The organism is Streptacidiphilus anmyonensis, assembly GCF_000787855.1.
GTDB classification, from domain to species: Bacteria; Actinomycetota; Actinomycetes; order Streptomycetales; family Streptomycetaceae; genus Streptacidiphilus; species Streptacidiphilus anmyonensis.
Window position 1 is genome coordinate 21823 of sequence record NZ_BBPQ01000067.1, and the last position, 25538, is coordinate 47360.

20 protein-coding genes are annotated in these 25538 nt (G+C 73.0%); 12 read left to right on the top strand and 8 right to left on the bottom strand.

The annotated features are described in order from the left end of the window. On the top strand, positions 1 to 2800 hold a 2800-nt coding region (locus TR50_RS46115; RefSeq protein WP_500803919.1), incomplete at its 5' end, for a bacterial transcriptional activator domain-containing protein. A gap of 60 nt (positions 2801 to 2860) precedes the next feature. Then, entirely contained in the window at positions 2861 to 4786 is a 1926-nt protein-coding gene (locus tag TR50_RS34610; RefSeq protein WP_152648799.1) for a hypothetical protein, read from the top strand. Between the two features lie 84 nt (positions 4787 to 4870). Here the strand turns inward: TR50_RS34610 and TR50_RS34615 are convergent, their stop codons facing one another. Beyond that, positions 4871 to 6343 carry an SDR family NAD(P)-dependent oxidoreductase gene (locus TR50_RS34615; RefSeq protein ID WP_042431605.1) on the bottom strand — a complete coding sequence of 491 codons (1473 nt, stop codon included), beginning with the start codon at positions 6341 to 6343 and terminating at the stop codon, positions 4871 to 4873. Positions 6344 to 6598: 255 nt separating this feature from the next. Here TR50_RS34615 and TR50_RS34620 point away from each other — a divergent pair, with 255 nt between their 5' ends. Continuing rightward, on the top strand, positions 6599 to 7075 hold the full coding sequence (locus tag TR50_RS34620) for a hypothetical protein (RefSeq protein WP_042431607.1): 477 nt from the start codon (positions 6599 to 6601) through the stop codon (positions 7073 to 7075). Positions 7076 to 7128: 53 nt separating this feature from the next. On the opposite strand, the gene TR50_RS34625 is transcribed toward TR50_RS34620, so the two are convergent. Then, a complete protein-coding gene (locus TR50_RS34625) occupies positions 7129 to 7743 on the bottom strand; it encodes a class I SAM-dependent methyltransferase (RefSeq protein ID WP_052441683.1) in 615 nt (204 codons plus the stop codon). 104 nt (positions 7744 to 7847) lie between these two features. After that, positions 7848 to 8351 carry a MarR family winged helix-turn-helix transcriptional regulator gene (locus TR50_RS34630; protein ID WP_042431609.1) on the bottom strand — a complete coding sequence of 168 codons (504 nt, stop codon included), beginning with the start codon at positions 8349 to 8351 and terminating at the stop codon, positions 7848 to 7850. Between the two features lie 225 nt (positions 8352 to 8576). On the opposite strand from TR50_RS34630, the gene TR50_RS34635 reads away from it, so the two are divergent. Beyond that, entirely contained in the window at positions 8577 to 9215 is a 639-nt protein-coding gene (locus TR50_RS34635) for a GTP cyclohydrolase II (protein ID WP_042431611.1), read from the top strand. Between the two features lie 123 nt (positions 9216 to 9338). Continuing rightward, complete coding sequence (locus tag TR50_RS34640) at positions 9339 to 9785, top strand: CBS domain-containing protein (RefSeq protein WP_084701473.1); 447 nt, start codon at positions 9339 to 9341, stop codon at positions 9783 to 9785. A 17-nt stretch (positions 9786 to 9802) separates the two neighbouring features. Here the strand turns inward: TR50_RS34640 and TR50_RS34645 are convergent, their stop codons facing one another. Then, a complete protein-coding gene (locus TR50_RS34645) occupies positions 9803 to 10750 on the bottom strand; it encodes a LysR family transcriptional regulator (RefSeq protein ID WP_201776914.1) in 948 nt (315 codons plus the stop codon). A 124-nt stretch (positions 10751 to 10874) separates the two neighbouring features. Here TR50_RS34645 and TR50_RS34650 point away from each other — a divergent pair, with 124 nt between their 5' ends. From TR50_RS34650 to TR50_RS34660, 3 genes are read left to right on the top strand one after another with little or no spacing between them, the layout of a single operon-like run. Continuing rightward, positions 10875 to 11348: a RidA family protein gene (locus tag TR50_RS34650; protein ID WP_042431614.1), complete on the top strand. Its 474-nt coding sequence runs from the start codon at positions 10875 to 10877 to the stop codon at positions 11346 to 11348. After that, positions 11345 to 12022: a DUF1028 domain-containing protein gene (locus tag TR50_RS34655; protein ID WP_042431616.1), complete on the top strand. Its 678-nt coding sequence runs from the start codon at positions 11345 to 11347 to the stop codon at positions 12020 to 12022. The genes TR50_RS34650 and TR50_RS34655 overlap by 4 nt, the downstream gene beginning before the upstream one ends. After that, a complete protein-coding gene (locus TR50_RS34660; protein WP_084701475.1) occupies positions 12022 to 13191 on the top strand; it encodes a M20 family metallopeptidase in 1170 nt (389 codons plus the stop codon). The genes TR50_RS34655 and TR50_RS34660 overlap by 1 nt, the downstream gene beginning before the upstream one ends. Positions 13192 to 13242: 51 nt before the next feature. Here the strand turns inward: TR50_RS34660 and TR50_RS34665 are convergent, their stop codons facing one another. After that, positions 13243 to 13848 carry a TetR/AcrR family transcriptional regulator gene (locus TR50_RS34665; RefSeq protein ID WP_042431617.1) on the bottom strand — a complete coding sequence of 202 codons (606 nt, stop codon included), beginning with the start codon at positions 13846 to 13848 and terminating at the stop codon, positions 13243 to 13245. A gap of 174 nt (positions 13849 to 14022) precedes the next feature. Between TR50_RS34665 and TR50_RS34670 the strand changes: the two genes are divergently transcribed. From TR50_RS34670 to TR50_RS34685, 4 genes are all read left to right on the top strand, one after another. Beyond that, positions 14023 to 15522, top strand: coding sequence for an aldehyde dehydrogenase (locus tag TR50_RS34670; protein WP_042431618.1), 1500 nt, complete (start codon positions 14023 to 14025; stop codon positions 15520 to 15522). Between the two features lie 29 nt (positions 15523 to 15551). Then, entirely contained in the window at positions 15552 to 16907 is a 1356-nt protein-coding gene (locus tag TR50_RS34675) for an aminotransferase family protein (RefSeq protein WP_042431619.1), read from the top strand. A 160-nt stretch (positions 16908 to 17067) separates the two neighbouring features. Beyond that, positions 17068 to 18597 carry an APC family permease gene (locus tag TR50_RS34680; protein ID WP_042431620.1) on the top strand — a complete coding sequence of 510 codons (1530 nt, stop codon included), beginning with the start codon at positions 17068 to 17070 and terminating at the stop codon, positions 18595 to 18597. A gap of 97 nt (positions 18598 to 18694) precedes the next feature. Then, positions 18695 to 20134, top strand: a complete 1440-nt coding sequence (locus tag TR50_RS34685) for an aspartate ammonia-lyase (RefSeq protein ID WP_042431623.1) — start codon at positions 18695 to 18697, stop codon at positions 20132 to 20134. Between the two features lie 349 nt (positions 20135 to 20483). On the opposite strand, the gene TR50_RS34690 is transcribed toward TR50_RS34685, so the two are convergent. From TR50_RS34690 to TR50_RS34700, 3 genes are all read right to left on the bottom strand, one after another. After that, entirely contained in the window at positions 20484 to 21770 is a 1287-nt protein-coding gene (locus tag TR50_RS34690) for a flavin-containing monooxygenase (RefSeq protein WP_042431625.1), read from the bottom strand. 144 nt (positions 21771 to 21914) lie between these two features. Further along, positions 21915 to 22835: a LysR family transcriptional regulator gene (locus TR50_RS34695; protein WP_042431627.1), complete on the bottom strand. Its 921-nt coding sequence runs from the start codon at positions 22833 to 22835 to the stop codon at positions 21915 to 21917. Between the two features lie 64 nt (positions 22836 to 22899). After that, the gene (locus TR50_RS34700) at positions 22900 to 25194 is read right to left on the bottom strand and encodes an FdhF/YdeP family oxidoreductase (RefSeq protein ID WP_042431629.1); all 2295 of its coding nucleotides are present in this window, start codon (positions 25192 to 25194) and stop codon (positions 22900 to 22902) included. Positions 25195 to 25538 lie beyond the last annotated feature (344 nt).

A 25538-nucleotide genomic window follows, 5' to 3' on the forward strand; every position in this document is an offset into this window, starting at 1 on the left:
CCCGCCGCTCGACCCGGCGGTGGCCGCGCTCCCGCCGGTGCCCTCGCCACCGCTCCCGCCCGTGACCGGGCACGACCCCGTGCCGCCCGTCCCCGGGCCGTACGTGCCGACGCTGTCCGAGCTCGGCGCGCCGCAGGCCGCCCAGCAGTCCGTCCGCGACCTCGACCTGCTCGGACGCGCGCTGCGCAGCATGGCACGCAACGTCGCGCGGGAGGGACGGCGTCTGCCGCCGATCAACGTCGCGCGGGTCACCCCGGCGCACACCGTGGAACTGCACCTGATCGCCCCCTCGCCGCCGGTCGCCCCGTTCCGCGCCGCGCACGCCTCCACGGTGTGGTGGTGCACCCCCGACGCCCCGGGCCTGCTCGGACCGGAGGCGGCGGCCGTCGTCCCCTCGCCGTACCCCGCGCTGGTCAGCCTCGGCGAGACCGCCGACGGAGCGACCGTCCTGGTCGACCTCGAGGCGATCCGGCTGCTCCACGTCTCGGGTGAGCCGCACGACATCGCGCGGGTGCTGCGCACCCTCGCGCTCGAGCTCACCTTCACGCCGCTCGCCGACCGGGTCGGCGTCCACGTCGTCGGCGTCGCCCAGGAGCTCGCGGCGGTCGCCGACGACCGGCTCGTCGTCCACCCGGACCTCGAACACGCCGTCGCCGCCCTGCAGCGCCGCGACGCGGCGGTGCGCTCCGCGCTGGTCCAGGCGGGCGCGGCGACCCCGCGCGAGGCGCGCAGTCGCGGCCTCAGTGGCGACGAGTGGGCCCCCGAGGTCGTCCTGTGCGCCGGTTACCCGACCGGTGACCTTCCGGAGGCGTTGGGCCGTCTGCTGGACGCCCGACCCCGCGGCAGCGTGGCCGTGATCACCGCCGCGCCTCCGCAGGGCACCGGCCCCGTCGCCCGCTGGACGCTCCCGGCGTCGGGTCACGGCGTCGTGCCGGGGCTGGAGATGGACATCCAGCTCCAGCGCCTGGACGACGACACGTACCACCACTGGCTCCGCCTCCTCGGCGCGGACCTCGTCCAACCGTCCGTCAGCGCCGAGCCCCCGCCCGCGCCGTGGGGGCAGGCGGGCCCGCACCCCGACGCGGGCCGCCTGTCCTCCTCCCGCTTTCCCGAGCCGGGCGAGTGGCCCCCCGCGCCGGTCGTCGGGCGCGTCCCGGCCGAGGAGCCGCTGCGGGGCTCCTTCGGCCTGCCCCAGGCCCCGCAGCAGTCGACGCCGACGGGCGGGACGAGGCAGACCGGCGAGACGGGTCCGAGTCGTTTCCCTGTGCCGGGATCACCTCCCGTCGTGCGGCGGACTCCGGGCGAGGCCCCCGAGCTGACGTCGCGTTTCCTGCCCGACAGCGCGTCGCCCGCACCCCGAACGGGCGCGGAGCGACAGTCGGCGGCGGACCGCTTCCCGGCCCCTCGCGGGCGGGCCGCCCTCCCGGACTCGGGCGGCGGGGAACTGCCGCGATCGACCTTCGGAGCCCCCGGCCCGCAGAGCGTCAACCCACAGAGCGTCAATCCACAGAGCGTCGGCCCACAGAGCGTCAACCAGCAGAGCGTCAGTGGCCCCGTGCCTGGGAGCGCCGGCCCGGGAGCATCGTCCGTGCCGCAGCCGGACCCGCGTCCCCACCGGCCCGGTTCGGAGCGCCCCGGTTCGCAGCGCCCCGCCTCTGCGCAGGCGTTCCCGCAGGCCGACCGGCTCGGAACGCCGTCGTCAAAGCGCTTCCCCGAACCGGGAACCACGCCATCGTTCCCTCCGGGACCGCGGCACGCGCCCGGCACGGCCGGGGCGTCCGCGCCGGAGGCGCGTGACGTGCCGCCGACGGCCTCGGGATACCCCGCGGCCGGTGGGTCGCTCGTGCGCGGCGGCTTCGCCCCCGAGGCCGGTGTGCCCCCGATGCCGTCGCTTCCGCACGTGGCCGGCCAGCACCTCGAAGGAGGCCTGGGGTACGTCGCGGACCCGGGGCACGTCTCCGGTCCTGGTTTCGGCGGGCACGGGCCGGCCGTCGCCGGCGCGGACCTGTCGGGGGCCGTGCCGCCTGCCGACCCGCGTGTCCTCGTCCAGCTCGTCCAGCCCGTGCAGGCCTCGGTCGTCCCGCCCACGGACCCGTGGATCCTCGCGTTGCTCGGCACGCCGCCCGCCGGGGTGGAGCCCGGGGAGGCGCAGGTGCGCGTGCTGGGGCCGGTGGAGCTGGTCGGCGCGATGGGGCCGGTCGAGGCCGCGTGGCGGGCCGGACTGCTGGAGGTGGCCGCCAGACGCGAACTCGGGCCGGCGCAGGGCGCGTACGTCTCCGCGGACGCGATCGGGCGGCTGCGGGAGTGGCTCGGTGACGGCCCCGGCGGACGGCCCGTCAACCTGCGTTGCGACTGGGACGACTTCCAGGCCCTGCGTGCCCGCGGACTCGCGGACCCGGGGGCGAACGGCGACGTCGCGCTGGCGCGGGCCCTCGCGCTCGTGCGCGGGGCGCCGTTCGCCGAGGCCGCCTACCCGTGGGCGGAACCGCTGCGGGCCGGGATGACCGACGCGGTCGTGGACGTCGCCCACGAGCTGACCCTGCGTCGCCTCCGCGCCCGCGACCACCAAGGCGCGGAGGCGGCCGCCCGGCGTGGCCTCGTCGCCGAGCCCGACGCGGAGTTGCTGCTGCGCGACCTCGTGCTGGTGCACGCGGACTCCGGGGACGGCCCGCAACTCCAGCGCACGGTCGCGCGCCTGGAGACGAAGGCGGCCCGCACCGGCCTGCCGCCGGAGCCCGAGACGGCGGCGCTGCTCGACGAGCTGAGGTCCGCGGAGATCGATCCCCTCTCGCGCCGGTAGGGTGGCGGGGACCGGACAGGCACCGAGGCGTCCGGCCCAAGCGACCAGTGCGGGGTGGAGATGAGCGGGGGAGACGGGCTGCGCGGGCGTGTTCTCGTCATCGACGGGGGCAGCGGCCGCGCCGCACGGCGTTTCCCTCCGCGCGAGGGGCGGCCCGCCCCGGGCCTGACCCGCATCCTCGCGTCGATAGCCCCCCAGGTGCTGCTGGCGGCCGACGGCGTCGACAGCGTCCTGCTGCCCTCCGCCGCCGAACCGGACACGATCCGCGACCACCTGCGCGCCGCCGCCCGTCACCCCGGCCCGCTGCTGGTGCACATCGGCGGGCACCTGGTCCGCGACCGGCGCACCGGCTCCCTCGCCGTGGAGCTGGACCAGAGTCGGCTGCCCTGGCGCGCCCTGGAGGAGGAACTGCGGCTGCGTCCTTCGCAGTTCGGCACCCTCGTCATCGGCGACCTCAGCGCGGAGGCGGAGGCGCTGCCCCAACTGCGCGTGCTGCCCTCGCCCCTCGGCGCCGGACTGCCGCTGTGGGCTTCGGTGAGCCCCGACCCGCAGCAGGTCGGCACCTTCACCCGCGCCCTGGTCGAGGCCCTGCACGGCGGACGCCCCGGCGCGGGGGAGCGGTTGACGCCGGAACAGCTGCAACAGCAGGTCCACACGGTGCTGCGTCCGGAGACGCAGATCGTCATCTCGCACGCGCCCGGCTGGCAGGTCTTCCGCAACACCTCGCGCCGCCTCGGCGCGACCCTCGTGGACCCGCAGCTCCCGTCGGCGGAGCAGACGACGCCGACCATGCCGACGCCGTCGGTGACGCCCGCGATGCCGCCCGTGCAGCCGGAGCAGCCTGCCGCCGCGCCGACCCCGCCGCCCGCACCGTTCCTGACACAGCGGTCCCCGGAGACCATCCCCGTCGAGCTGCCCGTGCCCGCCGCACCGGTCGGGCCGCCGCGAACGGACCGGACGCCCGCGTACCAGCCGTCGACCCACCAGGCCCAGCAGAGCCCCCAGACCCCCCAGACCCCGCAGACCCCGCACACCCCGTGGACCCCGCAGGCCCCGCTGGATCTGCCGCGGGACGTCGCGCCCTTCGACATGCCGCCGCTGCCGGCGCATCCGCCCACGGTCCATCTCGCCGAGGCCGGGCCGTCCGCGTCGGACGACATCGCCCCCTACCGTGAGGCCATCGGCGGCATCGTCGCCGCAGCGGACGGCGGCGAACACGCCCGCGCCGTGCGGGAGTCCATCGCGCTCGAACGCGCCGCCGTGGACGAGCACGGCACGGACAGCGAGCCGGTGCTGAAGCTGCGCCAGGTCCGCGCGCACGTCACCCGCCTCGCGGGTCTTCAGCGCGAGGCCGCGCTCCTCTACCGCGACGTCGCGCTCAGTCTGCTGGACACGCGCGGCGCGGACGACGCGGAGACCCGCCAGGCCGCGGCGAACGCGGAGGCGTGCTGGCGCGCGATCGAGGACGACGCCGACGCGCGCCGCCTCGGCCCGGACATCCTCCGGCTACGGCAGGCCGTCCCCGACCCCCGCCGTGTCGCCGCCGTCGAACGCCACCTGGCCCGTCTGCGCGGCGAGGCGACGCCCACCCCCGCGCCCGGGTCCGTCCCCGAGTCGGTCTCAGGCCCCGAGGACACCCGTCCTGCGGCCTTCGTTCCCTCCTCCGAGGAAGCGCCCGCGGTAACCCCGCCCGCCCTGGACCGCGCCGTCTCCGACCTCGGCGGCGAGGACACCTCGGTGGACGAGGAGGTCCAGCGCGGCGAGGAGACTCACGGGAGCGGGGAGGCCGCTGTCCTTCCGTTCACCCGCGACATCGCCGACGAGGCGGACAAGGCGGACGCTCCGGTGACGTTCCCCGAGCCGGAGGACGCCGCACCGCAAGTCGCCGCGGCGGCGGAAGGCCGGGGCGAGCACGAGGACCGGCTCTCCGATCCGCTCGCCGCGCCGGAGGACGACGACGAGGACGTGCCCCAGCCGACCCGCTGATCGCGGGCGGACCCGCCTCCGCCGGGAGGCGGGGTCAGGCGCGGCGGCCCGAGGCCGCCGCGCGCCCGCGCCGGTGACCGGACGTCACCACGGGTACGGGCGGTAGTCCTTGAGGAAGACGCCGAACAGGTCCTCGCCCTCCTCGCCACGCACGATCGGGTCGTAGACCCGGGCCGCGCCGTCGACGAGGTCGAGCGGGGCGTGGAAGCCGACGCCCGCGAGACGCATCTTGTCCGGGTGCGGGCGCTCGTCGGTGATCCAACCGGTGTCCACCGCCGTCATCAGGATGCCGTCCGACTCCAGCATCTCCTGCGCGCTGGTGCGGGTCAGCATGTTGAGGGCGGCCTTGGCCATGTTGGTGTGCGGGTGGCCGGGACCCTTGTAGCCGCGGCCGAACTGGCCCTCCATGGCGGAGACGTTGACCACGTACTTGCGTCGCGCCGGCGCCGCGGCCATCGCCCCGCGCAGGCGGCTGACGAGGATGAACGGCGCGGTGACGTTGCAGAGCTGGACCTCCAGCAGCTCGATCGGGTCCACCTCCTGCACCTTCTGGCTCCAGCTGTTGGCGTCGTCCAGGTCCGGGACGAGGCCGCCCGCGTCGATGGCGGTGCCCGCCTCGATCAGGGCGGGCGCGGCCGAACCGGAGGTGAGCGCCAGCGCGGTCAGCGCCTCCGCGCTGAGCTTCTCGCGGCGCGGGCCGCCCTGCGCCGGCAGCATCGGCTGGCGGCTGAGGTCGAAGCGGCCGAGCGTCGTCGACGAGGGGAGCTCGCCGGCGGGCAGCGGCGCGTCCTCGGCGTCGATCAGCTCCTTGTACGCGTTCGGGGTGCGGCGCACCGTCTGCGCGGCGTTGTTGATCAGGATGTCCAGCGGGCCCGCCGCGCTCACCTCCTCCGCGAGGGCGATGACCTGGGACGGGTCGCGCAGGTCGATGCCGACGATGTGCAGGCGGTGCAGCCACTCGTGGCTGTCCGGCATCGCCGTGAAGCGGCGGATCGCGTCGTTCGGGAAGCGTGTGGTGATCGTGGTGTGCGCGCCGTCGCGCAGCAGCCGCAGCGCGATGTACATCCCGATCTTCGCCCGGCCTCCGGTCAGCAGCGCCCGGCGGCCGGTGAGGTCGGTGCGGGCGTCGCGGCGGGCGCGGCTCTCGCTGGCGCAGTCCTGGCAGAGCTGGTGGTAGAACGCGTCGACCTCGACGTAGCGGCTCTTGCAGATGTAGCAGGCGCGCGGGCGCTCGAGTATGCCCGCGAGCGTGCTGGTGGTGCCGCTGGTGAGCTGCAGCCCCTGCGTCTCGTCGTCGATGCGGGTCGCGGCGCCGGTCGCGGTGCGCTCGGTGACGGCCCGGTCGTTCGCGGTCTTGGAGGCGCGGCGCTCCTGGCGGCGGCGCTGCTTGACCTCGCGGTAGACGCCGGAGGTGGCCTTGCGCAGCGCCACGGCCTGCGGATGGTCCAGCGGCAGTTCGCTCAGCTCGGCGAGCGCCTCCAGGACGAGGCGCATGCGCTCGGGGTCGATCCCGGGGTGGGCCTCGGCGAAGTCGGTCACGTCGGGTCCTGCGTTCATCGCCTGCTGGTTCTCTTCTGGGATCGGGGCCTGCACGGAACGCGGCGGCCGGAGCTCGAGCGTCGGTTGCCGGAGGCAACCCGATCAACTCTACCGGTCCCGTCGCCGGACCAGTTCGGCGGACGGTGAACCGGACCGGCGCCAGTGGCGTAGGGGACAGGTGTAGGGGCAGGGGAGCACTGCTCCCGGAGGAGCTCGATCATGAACCCTCGGAGGCGTCCCGGGCAGGGCCGGGGCGGAGCGGCGTCGGCAGGGGTGGGAGCGCTTCTTGCGCTGGTCGCCGCGAGCGGATGCGCGGCGCACCTCGGCGCCACCGCCCCGACCTGCGGTGCGCAGGCGGTGACCGCGGCAGCGGCGGGTGCCTCCTCGTATCTGGCGATCACCACCCCCGCCAACCACCGTCTCGACACCGACTTCGACCGGTTCGACGGCCCCGACCACGCCGACCTCGCGGCGGCCCGCGCGGACCTGCGCGACATCGCGGTCACCGAGCGCGCCTTCGACCACGACCTCGCCCGCCTCGCTCTGCCGGCCGCGGCAGCGTCGTGGGCGCACACGCTCGCCAGCACGAACGAGGCTCGCGCCCAGCTCACCTCACGAGCGGCTAACAGCACCTCGCTCGCGCGGCTCAACGACCTCCGACCGGCCCTGACGTCGGCCAACGCCCCTGTGGAGCGCGCCGTGACGGCCCTGCGCGCCGACCTCGGCCTCCCGCCTCCGGACACCCACTGAACGACTGCCGCTACTGCCTCGATCGCGCCGACGCCGGGACCGGATCCCGACTCCTACGCGGACTGCGGGCTCACCGCCCGCACGTGGAGCGCACGGGACTCCCTGGCTGGCCGCCAGTCGGCCTGGACCTCGGTGAACCCCGCCTCCTTGAGCGCGGGCAGCAGGACGCCGTCGTAGTCGGGGCCGGCGCTGCCGCCGTCGTGCAGCACCGCCTGCTGCAGGACCGAGAGGGCCAGCCGCCCTCCCGGTCGCAGGACCCGGCGGACCTCCGTCAGGGAGACGTCCAACGGCCGCCACAGCTGGACGCTGTTGGTGGCGCAGACCCCGTCGAAGGTGGCGTCGGGCCACGGCAGGTCGTCGGCGGTGCCCTGGCACAGTTCTATTCGCTCGTGGATGCCCGAGCCCAGCCGTCGCGTCCGGCGGCGGGCCGAGGCGAGCATCAGCTCCGAGGGATCCACCCCGGCGACGAGCAGATCCGGCGCGGCCCCGGCGAGTACGCCGAGGCTGAGCCCGGGGCCGAAGCCGATCTCCAGGACGTGTTCGCCCGCCGCGGGGGCGAGGTCGGCGACGCAGGCCCGGATCTGCGGGCCGTGCCGACGCGCCATCAGCGCGCCGACGAGGGTGCCGCCCAGGCCGCGGGGGAGAGCGAACTGCTGGTCCAGGTTCATGCGGCCAGCCTGCCCGAACCGAGTGCCCGGCGCGGGTGAACGGCCCGGAGCCGGGGTTCGTTCAGGGTTGCCCCCTACGGGACGTGTGCGGCTCAACCGTGCCCTTACTGCGTGGCCGGTGCCGTCTGGGTGCTCTGCGACGGGCAGCGGGGCTCGGCGCGCAGCCGGCGCGAGACCTCGCCCAGGCCCGCCGCGATGTGGGTGAGCTGCTCGGGGGTGAGCACGTCGATCAGTGACTGCCGCACCGCCTCGACATGGCCGGGCGCGGCCGAGCGGAGCACCGCGCGGCCCTCGTCGGTGATCTCCGCGAAGACGCCGCGCACGTCGCTGGGACAGGAGCGGCGGCCGACCAGCCCGGCCCGCTCCAGCTGCGTGATCTGGTAGGTCAGGCCGCTCTTGGAGGTGACCAGGCGGTCGGCGAGCTCGGTCATCCGCAGCGAACCGTCCGGCGCGGCGTTGAGCTGGACCAGGACCTCGTACTGGGTGTGGGAGAGCCCCGCGTCGTCCTTGAGCTGCTGCTCCAGCCTGCGGTTGACCAGGTTGGTGGCGCTGAGGAAGGCGATCCAGGCGGCCTTCTCGTCCTCATCGAGCCAGCGGGGTTCAGTCATGCTTCGACGATACTCCCTTGTTAAAATTTGAACCAATCGTCCGCACCGGCCTCCGGCCCGTGTCGCGACCCCCGGAATACCGGCGCGGCCGGAGAGGTTGCGGCGTCAGTCAGACGGTGTGGGGAAGCCTCATCGATTCCTGGTTGTTCAAATTTGAAGCACGGTGTACTGTCGGCACGTCATTTGGTTCAAATTGGAACGAAGCCAGAACGAGCGGAGCCTTCCATGACTGTGATCCCCGAGGCGACGGTCCGCACCCGCGTCCGCGTCCCGCTGCGGTTCGGCGACGGCTACAGCGTCGACTCCGAGCTGGTCACCTTCCACGGCCTGGCTGACGGCCAGGAGCACCTCGCCGTCGTCCTCGGCGACCCGGACGCCGCCGTGACCCCGCTGGTGCGGCTCCACTCCGAGTGCCTGACCGGCGACGTCTTCGGTTCCGCCCGCTGCGACTGCGGCCCCCAGCTGCGCGAGGCCGTCGAGCGCATCGCCGAGCACGGCGGCTACCTGCTCTACCTGCGTCAGGAGGGCCGCGGCATCGGCCTCTACAACAAGCTCGACGCCTACGCGCTGCAGGACCAGGGCCGCGACACCTACGCGGCCAACACCGAGCTCGGCCTCCCGGAGGACGGCCGCGACTACACGGCCGCGGCGCAGATGCTCGCCGCCCTGGGCGTCGACACCGTCGACCTGCTCTCGAACAACCCCGACAAGGCCGCCCAGCTGCGCGAGCTCGGCGTCTCCGTCCGTGACCGCGTCCCCACCGGCGTCCACGCCACCCCGCACAACCTGCGCTACCTCCGCGCGAAGGTCGAGCACACCCAGCACACCATCGCCCTGGCTCCCCTGTCGGAGCTCGCCGGCTGAGCGCCACGGCGGTTGTGGCTGTCCACCCCTCTCGATCGTCCGGGCGCCGGGCGGTGTCGCGGCTCGGATCGGGGCCGTTGTAGCCTCGCGTCCAGGATCAGCCAGAGTCGGGAGGACCCGCTGATGGAGGGGCAGCCGTGCCCGGCAGGCATGCGGGCGGATCTCTCCGTGGCCGACTCCATGCACACCTTCCCCAAGACAGCCCGCGCCTGGACGACGGTCGGCCAGGCGCGGGAGTTCTTTCGCAACGACAAGGTCCACGCCCTCCTGGTGGTGCGCGACGGGGTCCTGGTCGCGGTGGTGGAGCGCGGGGACCTCGCCGGACGGGGCGACCAGGAGCCGGCCGCCTCGGCGGGACGGCTGGGCGACCGTGTGGTCGCACCGTTCGACAGTCTGTGCGAGACGTGGCAGTCCATGGTCGCGGTGGGGCGACGCCGGGTCGCGGTCGCCACGGCGGACGGCCGACTCGTCGGCCTGCTGTGTCTGAAGGCTTCGGGAAGTGGATTCTGCTCCGATGCCGGTATCGCCGCGCGCGCCCACGAGCGCCTGGCCGGGGTGCCGGTCCGCTAGCGATCGGTGATGCCTGATCAGGAGCTGGGCCGGGCGAGGAGTTCGTGGGCCAGGTGGGCCACGGCCGTTGCCCGGGCGGTCTGGCGGACGCCGTCCATGCGGGCGAGCACGAGGTCGAGCGGCGGGTGCTCGTTGGTGAGCGCCAGGGCCGCCACGCGGGCGCCGCTGTAGGTGTGGTCGGTGGCCGGGCGCTGGTGCAGCACCGAGAAGCCGTGGCCGAGGGCGACCAGGGAGCGGACCGCCTCGTAGTTGTGCGAGCGGTGGCGGACTTCCGGAGTGATGCCGGTGGCGGTGACCAGCGACCAGAAGTAGTCGCGGCTGTGCGGCAGGTCGAGCAGGACGAACGGTTCGTGGGCCAGTTCGGCCAGGTCGATCGTCCCGCGACCGGCGAGCGGGTGGTCGGCGGCGACCAGCGCGTGGGCCGGGAGCGAGGCGATGGTCTTGCGGGCGATGCCGGGGCCGAGGCCGAGGTCGTAGGTGAGGGCGAAGTCGATACGGCCGGTGCGCAGGGCCCGGTCGAGCTCGTCCGCCTCGCCCTCGAAGACGTCGACCGCGAGCCGGGGGTGTCGCTGCGCGGTGGTGGCCAGCAGGGTGGGCACGACGAAGGGGGCGAGGGTGACGAAGCATCCGATCCGGACCGGCCCGCTCAGCCCGCCCTCGACGCCGCGCGCTTCGGCGGCCACGTCGAGCGCGTGGGTGAGCAGTTCGCGTGCCTGGAGCAGCAGGCGCTCACCGGCCGGGGTGGCGACCAGGCCCTTGCCCTTGCGCCGGATGAAGAGCTGGACGCCGAGTTCCTGCTCGAGGTTGGAGACCGCGGTGGAGACGGCCGACTGCGCGATCAGCAGCCGTTCGGCGGCGGCGGTCATGCTGCCGGCCTCGGCGGCGGCGACGAAGTAGCGCAACTGCGCCAGCGTGAACCCGACCGTTGCCGACATGCCCGCGCCGCCTCCGTCCGCGTTGGCCATCTGAATTCCAGATGACCTAACACTAAAAGATCTGCTTTACCAGAGGAAGCGTAGCTCCCATAGTGGTCGTGCGGCCATTCCCGGCCGAACCCACCCCGCACGCTCCTGGGAGAGGTCGCTGAGCATGACGTTCCACCGCATCCGCCGATTCAACACGGCCGACACCTATGCCGAGCAGAGCCTCTCCAACGACCTGGCCCAGGCCGTCGTCGCCGAGGGGACCGTCTATCTGCGCGGTCAGATCGGGCAGGACCTCGACACCCGCGAGAACGTCGGCGTCGGCGACGTGGAGGCGCAGGCGGAGCGGGCGATGGCCAATATCGCCATGCTGCTGGAGGAGTCCGGCAGCGCGCTGGACGAGATCACGAAGATCACGGTCTACCTGACCGACATCCGCTTCCGCGAGCCGGTGTACCGGGTCATGGGACGCTGGCTGAAGGGCGTGCACTACGTCTCGACGGGCCTGGTCGTCTCCGCCCTGGCCCGGCCGGAGTGGCTGGTGGAGATCGACGCCACGGCGGTCATTCCGGCCTCGCGCCGCGCCGAGGCGGCCGGCATCCGGCATGCGAAGGCGGCCGAGCGCGGGGAGCTGCTGTGACGCTCTCCATCGCGGCCCGGTGCTCGCGCACCGGGCAGGTCGGGGTGGCCATCGCCTCCTCCAGCCCGGCTGTCGCCTCCCGCTGCGCGCACGTGCGGGCCGGCGTCGGGGCGGTGTGCACCCAGAACGTGACCGACCCCCGGCTCGGCCCGTGGCTGCTGGACCTGATCGCCGCCGGGTCGACTGCGTCCGACGCCGTTCGTCACACCGCGGACACCGAACCTCTCATCGCCTGGCGTCAGTTGACGGCCGTCGGCAGGCAGGAGAGTCCGGCCGCGTTCTCGGGTGAGCTCGCGCTCGGCACCCACGCGCAGGCCGTCGGCGCGGACTGCGTGGCCGCCGGCAACATGCTGCTGCACCCGGGCGTGCCGCAGGCCATGGTCGACGCCTTCGCCGTCCGGCCTGAACTCCCGCTGGCGGAGCGCCTGCTGGACGCCCTGACCGCCGGTCTCACGGCGGGTGGCGAAGAGGGGCCGCTGCACTCGGCCGGCCTGCTGGTCGCCGACGCCGTGCCGTGGCCCGTCGTCGACCTGCGGGTGGACTGGACCGAGGGTGAACCGGTCGCGGAGCTCGGCCTCCTGTGGCGGCTGTGGGAGCCGCAGCAGGACGCCTATGTCCAGCGCGCGCTCGCCCCCGAGGCGGCGCCCAGCTACGGCGTCCCCGGAGACCTGTGATGACGGCGGCAAGCACGCACGAGCCCGCGCGGGCGTCCACGCGCGTGCGGGCGCTGCTGGCGGACACGGTCGCGGCCGCGACCGACCGGCTCGTCTCCCTCTCGCACCGGCTGCACGCCGACCCCGAGACGGCCTGGGAGGAGGAGAAGGCGGCCCGATGGACCGCCTCGCTCCTCGACGACCTCGGCTACGCGGTCACCCCCGGTATCTGCGAGCTGCCCACGGCTTTCTCCGCCCGGATCGGCAGCGGCCCGCTTCATGTCGCGCTCTGCGCCGAGTACGACGCGCTGCCCGGCCTCGGCCACGCCTGCGGGCACAACATCATCGCCGCCTCCGCGGTGGGCGCCGCCGCCGCGCTGGCCCGGGTCGCGGACGACCTCGGGCTGACCGTCACCGTGCTGGGCACCCCCGCCGAGGAGGGCGGCGGCGGGAAGATCCTGATGCTGGAGCGCGGCGCGTTCGACGGCGTCGACGTGGCGATGATGGTCCACCCCGGTCCCGTCGACGTCGCCGAGGCCGAGCCCTTCGCCGTCGCGCATCTGGGTGTCCAGTACTCCGGCCGGGCCGCCCACGCCGCCGCCTATCCGGAGCAGGGGCGCAACGCGGCGGACGCCTTCACCGTGGCCCAGGTCGGCATCGGGCTGCTGCGCCAGCAGCTGCCGGCGGACACCCGGGTCCACGGGCTGGTGACCCGCGGCGGTGAGGCGCCCAACGCCATCCCGGAACGCACGGAGGGCCGTTGGTACGTGCGCGCGTCCAACCTGGAGGAGCTGGAACGGGTCCAGGCGCGTGTGGAGGCGTGCTTCCGGGCGGGGGCGCTGGCCTCCGGCTGCGCGCTGGAGATCGAGCCGGAGAGCCGACCGTACTCGGAGTTTCGCAACGACGCGGAGCTGTTGGCGCTCTACCGCCGCAACGCGCTCGGACTCGGCCGCCGTTTCGCCGCGCCCGACGATCCGGCGGCGCGGATGAACCGGGCCTCCACGGACATGGGCAACGTCTCGCGCGCCGTGCGGGCGCTGCACCCCTACATCGGCGTGGATTCGCTGCCGGCTCTCAATCACCAGCGCGAGTTCGCGGCCGCCTGCGTGACGCCGGCCGCGGACGCGGCCCTGCTCGACGGCGCGCTCGCCCTCGCGCTGACCGCGGCCGATCTCACCGCGGCGGGCTGACCGCGGCGGCCCATGGCCGCCGGGCCCGGTGCGGGGCGGTGAGCCGGGTGCTCACAGCCCCGGGCAGCCGGTGATCGTGCGCGCGTGGGCCGTCAGCAGGGCCAGCGCCGTGTCGCGGTCGACGGAGGGGTTGCGGGCGACGATGTGGAGCCCGTAGCCGTCCTCCATCGCGACCAGGTTGCGGGCCAGGTCCGCCACCGGCGCGGCGGCGAGCGTGAAGGCGCCCGCCGCCGCCCCCACCTGCAGCAGCGTCGAGTAGAGGGCCACCTCCCGGGCGAACAGGGACGCCATCAACGCGGCATGCGCCGTGCTGCGGTCGGCGAGGCCGTGCAGTTCGAACAGGAGCCGGTGCATCCCGTCGTCCGGGCCGGACGGCAGTCCGGAAGCCAGCGCCGCCCGCATGCGGTCCACCGGTCCGTCCGGCTCGTCCGCCCGCCGCTGCCGTGCGGCCAGGTAGTTCTCCACCGCCTCCTGATGGACGGCCAGGACGAGGTCGTCGAGCTCCGGGTAGTAGTACAGGACCGATCCCGCCGAGACGCCCGCCTCGGCGGCGATGTCCTTGATGCGCAGGCCGGCCATGCCCCGGTCCGCGATGGCCCGTCCGGCGGCGTCGATCAACGCCCCGCGGCGAGCTTCCTGGTTCTTCGGTCGCGCCATGCCGCCATTCTCTGATGCATGGACCAGATTTAACAATCCCCAGCAGCTCCAGGCATTGACGTAGCCTTCACCCATTGTTTGAATCACGTATCAAAGAACTCGGGCAGCCCGCCTCGACCCCGTCGGACGAGACCGCGGTCGACTGCCCTTCGAGGACTCCTGAGGTTCCCCGCCATGAGTGACTCCACCCCCACCCCCTCCCACGCCGACTGGCAGCGCCGGGCCGCCGCGCTCACCCCGCAGACCCGCGCCTTCATCGACGGCGGCCAGCGCGACGCCCGCTCCGGCGCCGTCTTCACCGACACCGACCCGGCCACCGGCAAGGCGCTCGCCGAGATCGCCGCCTGCGACGCGGCGGACGTGGACGACGCCGTCCGCTCGGCCCGCGCCGCCTTCGCCGACGGCCGCTGGTCCGGCCTCGCACCGGAGGCGCGCAAGAAGCGTCTGCTGCGCCTGGCCGAGCTGATCGAGGAGCACGGCGACGAGCTCGCCCTGTACGACTCCCTCGACATGGGCAAGCCCGTCGCCGAGGCCCTCGCCGTCGACGTCCCCGGCGCGGCAGGCTGCTTCGCCTGGCACGCCGAGGCCGCCGACAAGCTCTACGACGAGGTCGCCCCGGCCGCGCCCGGCAACCTCGCGCTGGTGCGGCGCCTGCCGCTCGGCGTCGTCGGCGCGGTCGTGCCGTGGAACTTCCCCCTCGACCTCGCCTCCTGGAAGCTCGCCCCGGCCCTCGCGGCCGGCAACAGCGTGGTGCTCAAGCCCGCCGAGCAGTCGCCGCAGTCCGCCCTGCTGCTCGCGCGGCTCGCGGTCGAGGCGGGAATCCCGGACGGCGTGCTCAACGTCGTCCCCGGCCTCGGCGAGACCGCCGGGCGCGCCCTCGGCCTGCACCAGGACGTCGACGTACTGGCCTTCACCGGCTCCACCACGGTCGGACGGCTCTTCCTCTCCTACGCCGCCCAGTCGAACGGCAAGCAGGTCTGGCTGGAGGCGGGCGGCAAGAGCCCCAACCTGGTCTTCCCCGACGCGGACCTCGACGCCGCCGCCGAGCGCGCCGCGTTCGGCTTCTGCTTCAACGCCGGCCAGGTCTGCTCGGCCAACACCCGGCTGCTGGTCCACGCCGACATCGCCGAGGAGTTCACCGCCCGCGTCGCCGAGCACGCGGCCGCCTACGTCCCCGGCGACCCGCTCGACCCGGCCACCCGCCTCGGCCCGCTCGTCGACGAGGCCCAGGCGCAGCGCCTGCTCGCCGCCGTCGACGCGGCCCGCGCGCAGGGCGGCCGCGTCGTCCACGGCGGCACCCGCCCCGACCGCGTCGGCGCCTACCTGCACCCGACGATCGTCACCGGCCTGCCCGAGGACGCGCCGCTCGCCCGCGAGGAGCTGTTCGGGCCGGTGCTGACGGTCCTTCCGTTCCGCGACGAGGCCGACGCCGTCCGGATCGCCAACGACTCCCCCTACGGTCTGGCCGCCTCCGTCTGGACCCGGGACCTGTCCCGCGCCCACCGCGTCGCCGAGGCGCTCCACGCCGGGACCGTCTCGGTCAACACCGTCGACGCGCTCAGCCCGACCACGCCCTTCGGCGGCTTCAAGCAGTCCGGCTACGGACGCGACCTCTCCCTGCACTCCTTCGACAAGTACACCGGCCTGAAGACGACCTGGATCTCCTTCGGCTGAGTCGCCCCACCCTCGCGAAAGGCACCACCATGAGCCGCACACCGACCACCCCCGCCGAACTCGCCGCCGCGGACCGGGCCCGGATCATCCACCCCTACCTCCCCGGCAGCGCCGAGGAGCGGGTCATCATGACCGAGGGCTCGGGCCTGCGGTTGACGGACGCCGAGGGCCGCTCCTACCTGGACGCGACCGGCGGCCTCTGGCTGGCCCAGATCGGCCACGGCCGTGAGGAGGTGGCCCGCGCCGCCTACGAGCAGATGGCCAAGCTGGAGTACTTCACCAGCTTCTGGGAGTTCTCCAACGACCGCGCCATCGAGCTGGCCACCAAGCTCACGTCGATCGCGCCCGAGGGCCTGGGCCACGTCTACTTCACCTCCGGCGGCTCGGAGGGCAACGAGGCCGCGATCAAGATGGCCCGCTACTACCACCACCGGCGCGGCGACACGAACCGCACCTGGATCCTGGCCCGTCACAAGGCGTACCACGGCATCGGCTACGGCGGCGGCTCGGCGACCGGCTTCCCGGTCTACCACGAGGGCTTCGCCCCGATGATGCCGCACGTCTCGCATCTGACCCCGCCGTGGCCGTACCGCAGTGAGCTCTACAACGGCGAGGACCCCACCGACTTCCTCATCGCCGAGCTGGAGCAGCGGATCGCCGAGATCGGCCCCGGCAACATCGCCGCCATGATCGGCGAGCCGATCATGGGCGTCGGCGGCATGCTCGTCCCGCCGGCCGACTACTGGCCGCGGGTGCGCGAGGTGCTGGACCGCCACGGCATCCTGCTGATCCTCGACGAGGTCGTCACCGCCTACGGACGCACGGGCAGCTGGTTCGCCGCACAGCACTTCGGCGTCCGACCGGACATCATCGTCACCGCCAAGGGCATCACCTCCGGCTACATCCCGCTGGGCGCGCTGCTGGTCGGCGACCACGTCGCCGAGGTGCTGCTGCGCGACCACGGCTTCCCGATGGGCTACACGTACAACGGCCACCCGGTCGCGTGCGCGGTGGCGCTGGAGAACCTGGCCATCATCGAGCGCGAGGGCCTGCTCGCCCGGGCCACCGAGATCGGCGGCTACCTGCACCGGGAACTGACGGCGCAGCTCGGCGACCTGCCTGTGGTCGGTGAGATCCGCTCCGTCGGCATGATGCTCGCCGTCGAGCTGGTCGCCGACCGCGCAACGCGCGAGCCGCTGCCGATGCTCCAGCCGCTGCTGCCGGACGTGATCCGCCGTGAGACGGGCGTCATCGTCCGCGACTGCGCGCACTCCCTGGTGCTCTCGCCCGCGTTGATCATGACGGAGGCGGAGGCCAAGGAGGCCGTCGCCGCCATGCGCCAGGTCCTGGAGCGCGTCACCCCCGCCGGCGAACTGCGCGACTGACGGCCGGTAGCCGACACATCGGCAAGCCGACAAGCCGACAAGCCGGCGACCGACAGACCGCCGGGCCGTCCCACCCCCTCGCCGGGGCGGCCCGGTCCCTCCCCTGCACCCTCGCACCGCGCTGAACTCTCCCCTCTCTCCAGCCTTTCGAGGAGTTCCCGTGTCCACCACCCCCACATCGGACGGCCGGGCAGTCGACGACAGATCCGACTCCGTGCCGAACCTGCACCGCAGCCTCGGCCGCTTCGACATCATGGCCCTCGGCATCGCCGCGGTGATCTCCGCCGACGTGATCGGCCAGATCGCCACCGGCGGCGGTGAGGCGGTCACCTGGACCGCGCTGCTCGCCCTGTTCTTCCTGGTCCCCTACGCCCTGCTCTTCGCCGAGACCGGCGCCGCGTTCCCGCAGGAGGGCGGCCCCTACGTCTGGGTCAAACTCGCCTACGGCCGCACCGCGGCCGCGCTCACCACACTGATGTACTGGGTCACCAACCCGGTCTGGCTCGGCGGTTCCCTGGTCTTCGCGGCCGCGCAGGCCTGGGACGGGCACGTCACCCATCTCGGCAGCGGCACCCTGGCCGACTACACGTTCAAGCTGGTCTTCATCTGGGTCTCCATCCTGACCGCCGTCGTCTCCCTGAGCCGCGGCAAGTGGATCACCACCGTCGGCGCGATCGCCAAGGTCGCCGTCATGCTGATGGTCACCGTCACCGCCCTCCTCTACGGCCTGCAACACGGCTTCAAGGGCCTCTCGGGGACCGGCTTCGCACCCACCACCGGCGGATTCCTCGCGCTGGTGCCGATCCTGCTCTTCGCCTACGTGGGCTTCGAGGCCCCCAACGCCGCGGGCGACGAGATGCGCAACCCGAAGCGTGACGTGCCCGTCTCCATCGGCGTCTCCGGCGGCGTCGCAGCCTGCTGCTACCTGCTGCCCGTCTTCGCGATCCTCGCCGTGGTCCCCGCCAAGCAGATCACCGGCGTCGCTGGCTTCCTCGACGCCGCCTCTCTCGTCTTCGGCAGCTACGGCGGCGCCGGACACGCGCTGCTCACCGCCACGAGCATCCTGTTCGTCTTCGTCCTGATGACCCAGGGCAGCGCCTGGATGATCGTCAGCGACCGCATGCAGGCCATGGCCGCCGCCGACGGCGGCTTCTTCAGCCGCGCGCTCGGCGCGTTCCACCCGAAGCTGGGCACCCCCGTCCGGATGAACCTGGTCTCCGGCTTCACCGCGACCGCCTTCATGCTCGCCGCCACCCTGCTGGTCGACGGCACCGCCGCCTCCGTCTTCAAGGTCGTCCTCACGGTCGCCGTCACCACGCTGCTGCTGTCCTACCTCGCCGTCATCCCCGCCCTCGGCGCCCTGCGCAGGAACCACCCGGACGTCCAGCGACCGTACCGGGTGCCCTTCGGCACCTGGGGATTCCGGATCAGCCTCGGCCTGGTCTACGCCTGGATCGTCCTCGGCTGCTGGATCGCCCTCTTCCCCGGCGTCCTGGAGCGCGTGCTCGGCGTCGACTACGACTTCACCGACACCTGGGGCGTCTCCCGCACCGTCTTCGAGACGTTCACGCTCGGCACGGTCCTGGCACTGCTCGCCGTCGCCGTGCTCGGCCGCGTCATCGCCGCCCGCGCCGACCGCCGCGTCCCGGGGACGCTCGCGGCGGAGGTCCTCCCGGAGTACCAGGCATGACAGCGCTGTTCGCCCTCGGCATCCTCGGCCGCGTCATCGCCGCCCGCGCCGACCGCCCCACCCCGCCCGCCGCCGACGTCCACCCGGAGTACACGGCATGACCGCCCCCGTCCCCGCCGCCTCAACCCTGGCGCACCGCACGGAACACGACCTGCTCGGCGACCGGGAGGTCCCGGCCCGGGCCTACTACGGCGTCCACACCCTCCGCGCGGTGGAGAACTTCCCCATCACCGGCACGCCGATCAGCGTCCACCCCGAACTCGTCGTCGCCCTCGCCTGCGTCAAGCAGGCCGCCGCGCAGGCGAACAAGGAGCTCGGTCTGCTCGACGCGCGCCGCGCCGACGCGATCGTCCGCGCCTGCGAGGAGATCCGCGCCGGTCACCTGCACGACGAGTTCGTCGTCGACGTCATCCAGGGCGGCGCAGGCACCTCCACCAACATGAACGCCAACGAGGTCGTCGCCAACCGCGCGCTGGAACTCCTGGGCCACCCGCGCGGCCACTACACGGAGCTCCACCCGCTGGAGCACGTCAACCTCAGCCAGAGCACCAACGACGCCTACCCGACGGCCGTCCGCATCGCCCTCCAGGCCGGGGCCCGGCAGTTGGGCACGGCACTTTCGGCGCTCGCGGACGCCTTCTCGGCGAAGGCCGCCGAGTTCGCACCCGTCGTGAAGATGGGCCGCACCCAGCTCCAGGACGCCGTGCCCATGACGCTGGGCCAGGAGTTCGGCGCGTTCGCCGTCACGATCCGCGAGGACGTCCAGCGCCTCGCGGAGGCGGCGCGACTCCTGCTGGAGATCAATCTCGGCGGCACCGCGATCGGCACCGGGCTGAACGCCCCCGACCAGTACGCAGCGCTCGCCTGCGCGCGGCTGCGGGCGCTGACCGACCTGCCGCTCGCCACCGCCGCGGACCTCGTCGAGGCCACCTGGGACGTCGGCGCGTTCGTCCAGCTCTCCGGCGTGCTCAAGCGGATCGCGGTCAAGCTGTCCAAGATCTGCAACGACCTGCGGCTGCTGTCCTCCGGCCCTCGCACGGGCCTCGGCGAGATCAACCTGCCGCCCGTCCAGGCCGGTTCCAGCATCATGCCCGGCAAGGTCAACCCGGTGATCCCCGAGGCGGTCAACCAGGTCGCCTTCCGTGTCATCGGCCACGACGTCGCGGTCACCCTGGCGGCCGAGGCCGGCCAGCTCCAGCTCAACGCCTTCGAACCGGTCATCGCCCACAGCCTGCTGGACTCCCTGGCCCAGCTCGGCAGCGCCTGCCGGACCCTGACCGAACGCTGCGTCACCGGCATCACCGCCAACGCGGGCCGTCTCCGCCACGACGTCGACCACTCGATCGGCACCGTCACCGCGCTGAACCCCTTCATCGGCTACACCGCCGCCACCAGCATCGCCACCGACGCCCTCGCCACCGGCCGCAGCGTCCGCGAGCTCGTCCTCGAACGCGGCCTGCTGACCGCAGCGCAACTCGACCGACTGCTCAGCCCGGAGAACCTCGCCTTCACCACGCGCCCGCTCTCGGAGACGTGACCGGGAGGATCGTCGGCACCCCACTGGCTCCGCCCCGGATGCACGCCATCCGGGGCAGAGCCAGTGGGGTGTTGTGCGTGGTGGCGTGCCGGGTGTCCTGCCTGACGACAGGGCCCGCCCCCGGGCACCGTCGATGGACGACTCCGCGAGTCGGTCCGGCCGGCGCCGCGCCCCGTCCTCCAGGACGCCGTACAGCAGGAAGCCCCCTGGGGACGTGGATCTCTGTCCGGGGGCTGATCAGGTCCTGCCGACCACTCGCGCCTCGTCGTGCCGAGGGTCGGATCCGGTGGCACGCGGACGACGAGCGGAGCGTCCAGTGGACGCTCCGCTCGTCGTCGTTGTCTGTTCCTCAGCTCTGCTGGGTCGGTGACGCGGTGTCAGGTCGGCTGCCGGGGTCGTGGGCGAGGTAGCCGTGCTGGATGGCGATGTGGTCGGCGACGTACCGGGCGTCGTGCCAGACGCCCCAGATGAAGCTGGAGCCGCGGCGGGACTGCCAGGGCAGGCCGAGGAAGTAGACGCCCGGCTCGGTGGAGACGCCGCGGCGGTGTCGGGGGCGGCCGCGGTCGTCGAAGGCGTCGGCGTCCAGCCAGCTGTAGTCGGTGGCGTAGCCGGTCGCCCAGACGATCGAGGTGACGCCGGCCTCCGCCAGGTCGAGCTCCAGACGGGGGTTGACCACGCACTCCGGCTCGGGGCCGAGGACGTGCGCCTCGGGCTCCTCCGGGAGGTCCAGTGCGTTGCGGGCCACGTAGGCGTCGGCCGCGCCGAGGAGTTCGAGGTACTTGGCGTCCCCGGCGGCGATGTTCTCGGCGAGATCCGGCGCGAAGCGCAGGACACCGGAGTCGTAGGAGGCGGTCATGCCGAGCAGTTCGATGCCGTCGGCGGCCAGCGCGCGGAAGTCCACGGTGTGGCCGCCGCGGGCGCCGCTGACCGCGATGGTGACGTGCTCGGCGCCCTGCGGCGGCGTCTCGGCGTCCCACAGCCCGAGCACGCCGAGCCACCAGCAGAAGTCGCGACCGCGGTACTCGCGCGGCGGACGGTCGTGGGGGCCGACGGAGAGGAAGACCTGACGGCCGGACCGGCGCAGCTCGTCGGCGATCTGGACACCGGAGGAGCCGGCTCCGACGACGAGGACCGCGCCCTCGGGCAGCTGCCCCGGGTTGTGGTAGGCGTTGGAGTGGATCTGCACGGGGGCGGCGTCGTCCGGAACGACCGGCGGGATCACGGGCCGCTGGAACGGGCCGGTCGCGGCCACGACCTGGCGGGCGTCGATGACGCCCGCCGACGTCTCGACCCGGAAGCCGGGACGATCGGAGTGCCGACGCACCGAGGTCACCTCGACGCCGCACCGGATCGGGGCCGCGATCTTCTCGGCGTAGGCGACGAAGTAGTCCGCGACCTTGTCCTTGGGTGCGAACGCGTCGGGGGCGACGTCCTCGAACTCCAGCCCCGGGAAGCGGTCGTGCCATGCGGGCCCGTTCGCGACCAGGGAGTCCCAGCGCGCCGAGCGCCACCGCTCGGCGATGCGGTCCCGTTCGAGAACGATGTGCGGTATGCCGTGGGTTCCCAGGTGTTCGCTCATCGCCACACCTGCCTGGCCCGCCCCGACGACGACGACTTCGGTCTCTTCAACCGGCATGTCAACCTCCACTCAGGCGGTAGTCCCTTCGGTGTCGCGTGGACCCTGCTACCGCTCAAGAAATCCTCTGGCGTGGCGGAAGTTCTGTCCAATAGAGGTTTTCGTTGTAGGTCATCTGTTCTTCTGATGCGACAGCCTCGCCGGTCAGGCAGGGCCGGGGAGGCGTTCCAGCAGGGCCGCGGCGCCGATGCTGCGGGCGGTCTCCGTCAGGGCGCCGGCCATCACCGAGCCCGGTTCCCGAGCCGAGACCACGAGCCCGATGGGTGCCGTGCGGGTGGGTTCCACCAGGGGCAGCGCCCGCATGCCCTGCGGAACGCCGAACACGTGCAGCCAGGCGTAGGGCACCACGGCGGCCCAGTGGCCCATCCTGACGTGCGCGAACAGCGCGGCCACCGAGTCGGTCTCGACTCTCGGCACCGGCCGGAGTCCGGCCTCGGCGAAGACCTCGTCCAGCACGCGCCGGCCCTGCAGGGCCGGGGAGAGCAGACACAGCGGCAGGCGTGACGCCTCGGCCCAGGTCGCGGTCCGTTGGCCGGTCAGGCTGTCGGTCGTGCTGGTCAGCAGCACGTACCGCTCCTGGTACAGCGGGAGGGCCTGGAGGCTGTCCGGAAGGTCCTCGCTCAGGTAGGTGAGGCCGGCGTCGATCTCGAAGTTCTGCACCTGCCGGAGGACTTCCTCGGCACGGAGGTCCGTCGTCACCTCGACGCCGACCAGCGGGTGCGCGGCGCAGAAGGGGCCGGTGAGGAGCGCGACGGCGCCGGAGGCCGTCGGCACGGTACCGATCCGCAGCTGTCCGCTCAGCCCCGCCCGCATGGCGCCGACCTCCTCGGTGAGCGCGTGACGGTCCGCCAGGATCCGCTGGGCCCGCACCACGATCCGCTCGCCCTCGGGGGTCAGCCCCTGGTAGCTGCGGCCGCGCCGCACCAGCGGCACGCCGAGTTCCTCCTCCAGCTTGCGGATCGCCTCGGAGAGGGCCGGCTGGGACACGTGACAGGCCTGGGCGGCCCGGGCGAAGTGGCGCTCCCGGGCGAGCGCCACCAGGTACTCGAGTTGACGGAACAGCATCTTCTTCTCCCGGGCTCGGCAGACCGCACCACGTCGGCATCCGGTCCGCCCACCGTACGCCGCGTCAGGCGGTGGCGGCCGCCGGTTCCAGACGGACCACGATGGCCTTGGAGGTGGGGCAGTTGCTCTTGTCGGCCACGCTGTCCAACGGGACCAGGACGTTGGTCTCCGGGTAGTAGGCGGCGGCCGAGCCGCGGCTGGCAGGGTAGGAGACGGCGGTGAAGTTCTCCGCGCGGCGCTCGACACCGTCGTGCCAGACGCTCACCAGGTCCACCTGGTCGCGGTCGGCGATCCCGAGCTCGGCCAGGTCCTCGGGGTTGACCATGACGACGCGGCGGGCGCCCATGACGCCGCGGTACCGGTCGTTCAGCGAGTACGGGACGGTGTTCCACTGGTCGTGCGAACGCAGGCTCTGCAGCAGCAGGTGGCCCTTCGGCACCAGCGGCATCTCGAAGTCGTTCCGGGTGAAGGTGGCCTTGCCGGTCGGGGTGCGGAAGGTGCCGTGGTTGACGGGGTTCGGCAGGTTGAAGCCGCTGGGCCGGGAGACGCGCTCGTTGAAGTCCTCGAAGCCGGGGACCACCCGGGAGATCCGGTCCCGGATGGTGTCGTAGTCATCCTCGAACTCCTCCCAGGGGATCTCCGGCGTGGCGCCGAGAATCCTGCGGCCCAGCCGGGCGATGATCGCTACCTCACTGAGCAGCCAGGGGGAGGCCGGTGGCAGCTTGCCGCGCGAGGCGTGCACATCGCTCATCGAGTCCTCGACGGTGACGAACTGTTCGCCGGCGGCCTGGACGTCCCGGTCGCTGCGGCCCAGCGTGGGCAGGATCAACGCGGTCTCACCGCAGACGGTGTGGGAGCGGTTCAGCTTGGTCGACACGTGCGCGGTCAGCCGGCAGCCGCGCATCGCCCGCTCGGTCACGGCGCTGTCGGGCGTGGCCCGGACGAAGTTCCCGGCCACGCCGAGGAAGACCTTGGCGTCGCCGGCGAGCATCGCCCGGATGCCCTGCACCGCGTCGTAGCCGTGGTGCGACGGTGCGGTGAAGCCGAACTCGCGTCCCAGGGCGTCGAGGAACGACTGCGGCATCTGCTCCCAGACGCCCATGGTGCGGTCGCCCTGCACGTTGCTGTGGCCGCGCACGGGGCAGACGCCCGCGCCGGGCTTGCCGATGTTGCCGCGCAGCATCAGGAAGTTCACGATCTCGCGGATGGTGGCCACGCCGTGTTTGTGCTGGGTCACGCCCATCGCCCAGCACACGATGGCGCTCCTGCTGGCCAGGACCCGCTCGTGGATCTGCTGGATCTCCTGCCTGGTCAGGCCGGTGGCGGTGAGGATGTCGTCCCAGGAGACCGTGCGGGCGTGCTCGGCGAACTCGTGGAAGCCGGTGCTGTGGGCGGTGATCCAGGCGTGGTCGAGCACGGTGCCCGGCGCGGCGTCCTCGGCCTCCAGCAGCAGCTTGTTGAGGGCCTGGAACAGGGCGAGGTCGCCACCGGCGCGGATGTGCACGAACTGGTCCGCGATCGGCGTGCCGCGGCCGATCACACCCCGGGCCTTCTGCGGGTGCTTGAAGCGCATCAGACCGGCCTCGGGCAGGGTGTTGACGGCGACGACCCGGCCGCCGTTGCGCTTGGTCTCCTCCAGGGAGGAGAGCATCCGCGGGTGGTTGGTGCCCGGGTTCTGGCCGACGACGAAGATCAGGTCGGAGTGGTGGATGTCGTCGAGCGAGACGCTGCCTTTGCCGATGCCCAGGCTCTCACCGAGCCCCCGGCCACTGGACTCGTGGCACAGGTTGGAGCAGTCCGGCAGGTTGTTGGTGCCGAACGCGTGCGCGAGGAGTTGGAGGAGGAAGGCGGCCTCGTTGTTGAGCCGGCCCGAGACGTAGAACAGGGCTTCGTCGGGGGAGTCCAGCGCCCGCAGCTCACGGGCGAGGAGGTCGAGCGCCTCGTCCCAGCCGATGGGCTCGTAGTGGGTCGCGCCGGGGCGCTTGACCATCGGCTCGGTGAGGCGCCCCTGCTGGTTGAGCCAGTAGTCCGACTTGGCGTCCAGTTCATCGATCGAGTGCTCGCGGAAGAAGTCTGCGGTGATCCGCCGCGAGGTCGCCTCGTCGTTGACGTGTTTGGCGCCGTTCTCGCAGTACTCGTTGAGGTGTCGCCGGCCCGGCTTCGGCTCCGGCCAGGCGCAGCCAGGACAGTCGAATCCCTTCACCTGGTTGATGTTCAGCAGCGTCAACGCGGTCCTGCGCGCGGATGTCTGCGAGAGCGAGTACTCGAGTGCGTGGGTCACGGCGGGAACCCCGGTCGCCCAGGTCTTGGGCGGTATGACCGACAGGTCGTCGCTCGGGTCCTCGTTGGTGCGCGTCATCGGGCCTGTCCTCTTCTGCTGTTCCGGGCCACGGCGCGGTCGGCGCGCGAACAGCCGTCCCGTGTCCGGGCCGCGGACTGTCGCTGTCAGGCGCGTTCCGGTCATCCGTTCGGCGAAAGCTTCAGCGCGTCGGTCAGGGAAAGTCAAAAAGGCGCGTTCGATCGACTGATCAAACCTGCCGATCAACGCGCGCCTGGCTTTTCTGGCTGATCGGAGGCCGGACTTGACTGCGGAGGAGCGCGTTGTTTGAATCGCCATTCAAAGAACTGGGCGGGTCCCGCATCCGCATCGACGGGAGTCATTCGTGTCCACCAACACCCCCTCCACCTCCGACCGGCCTGCGG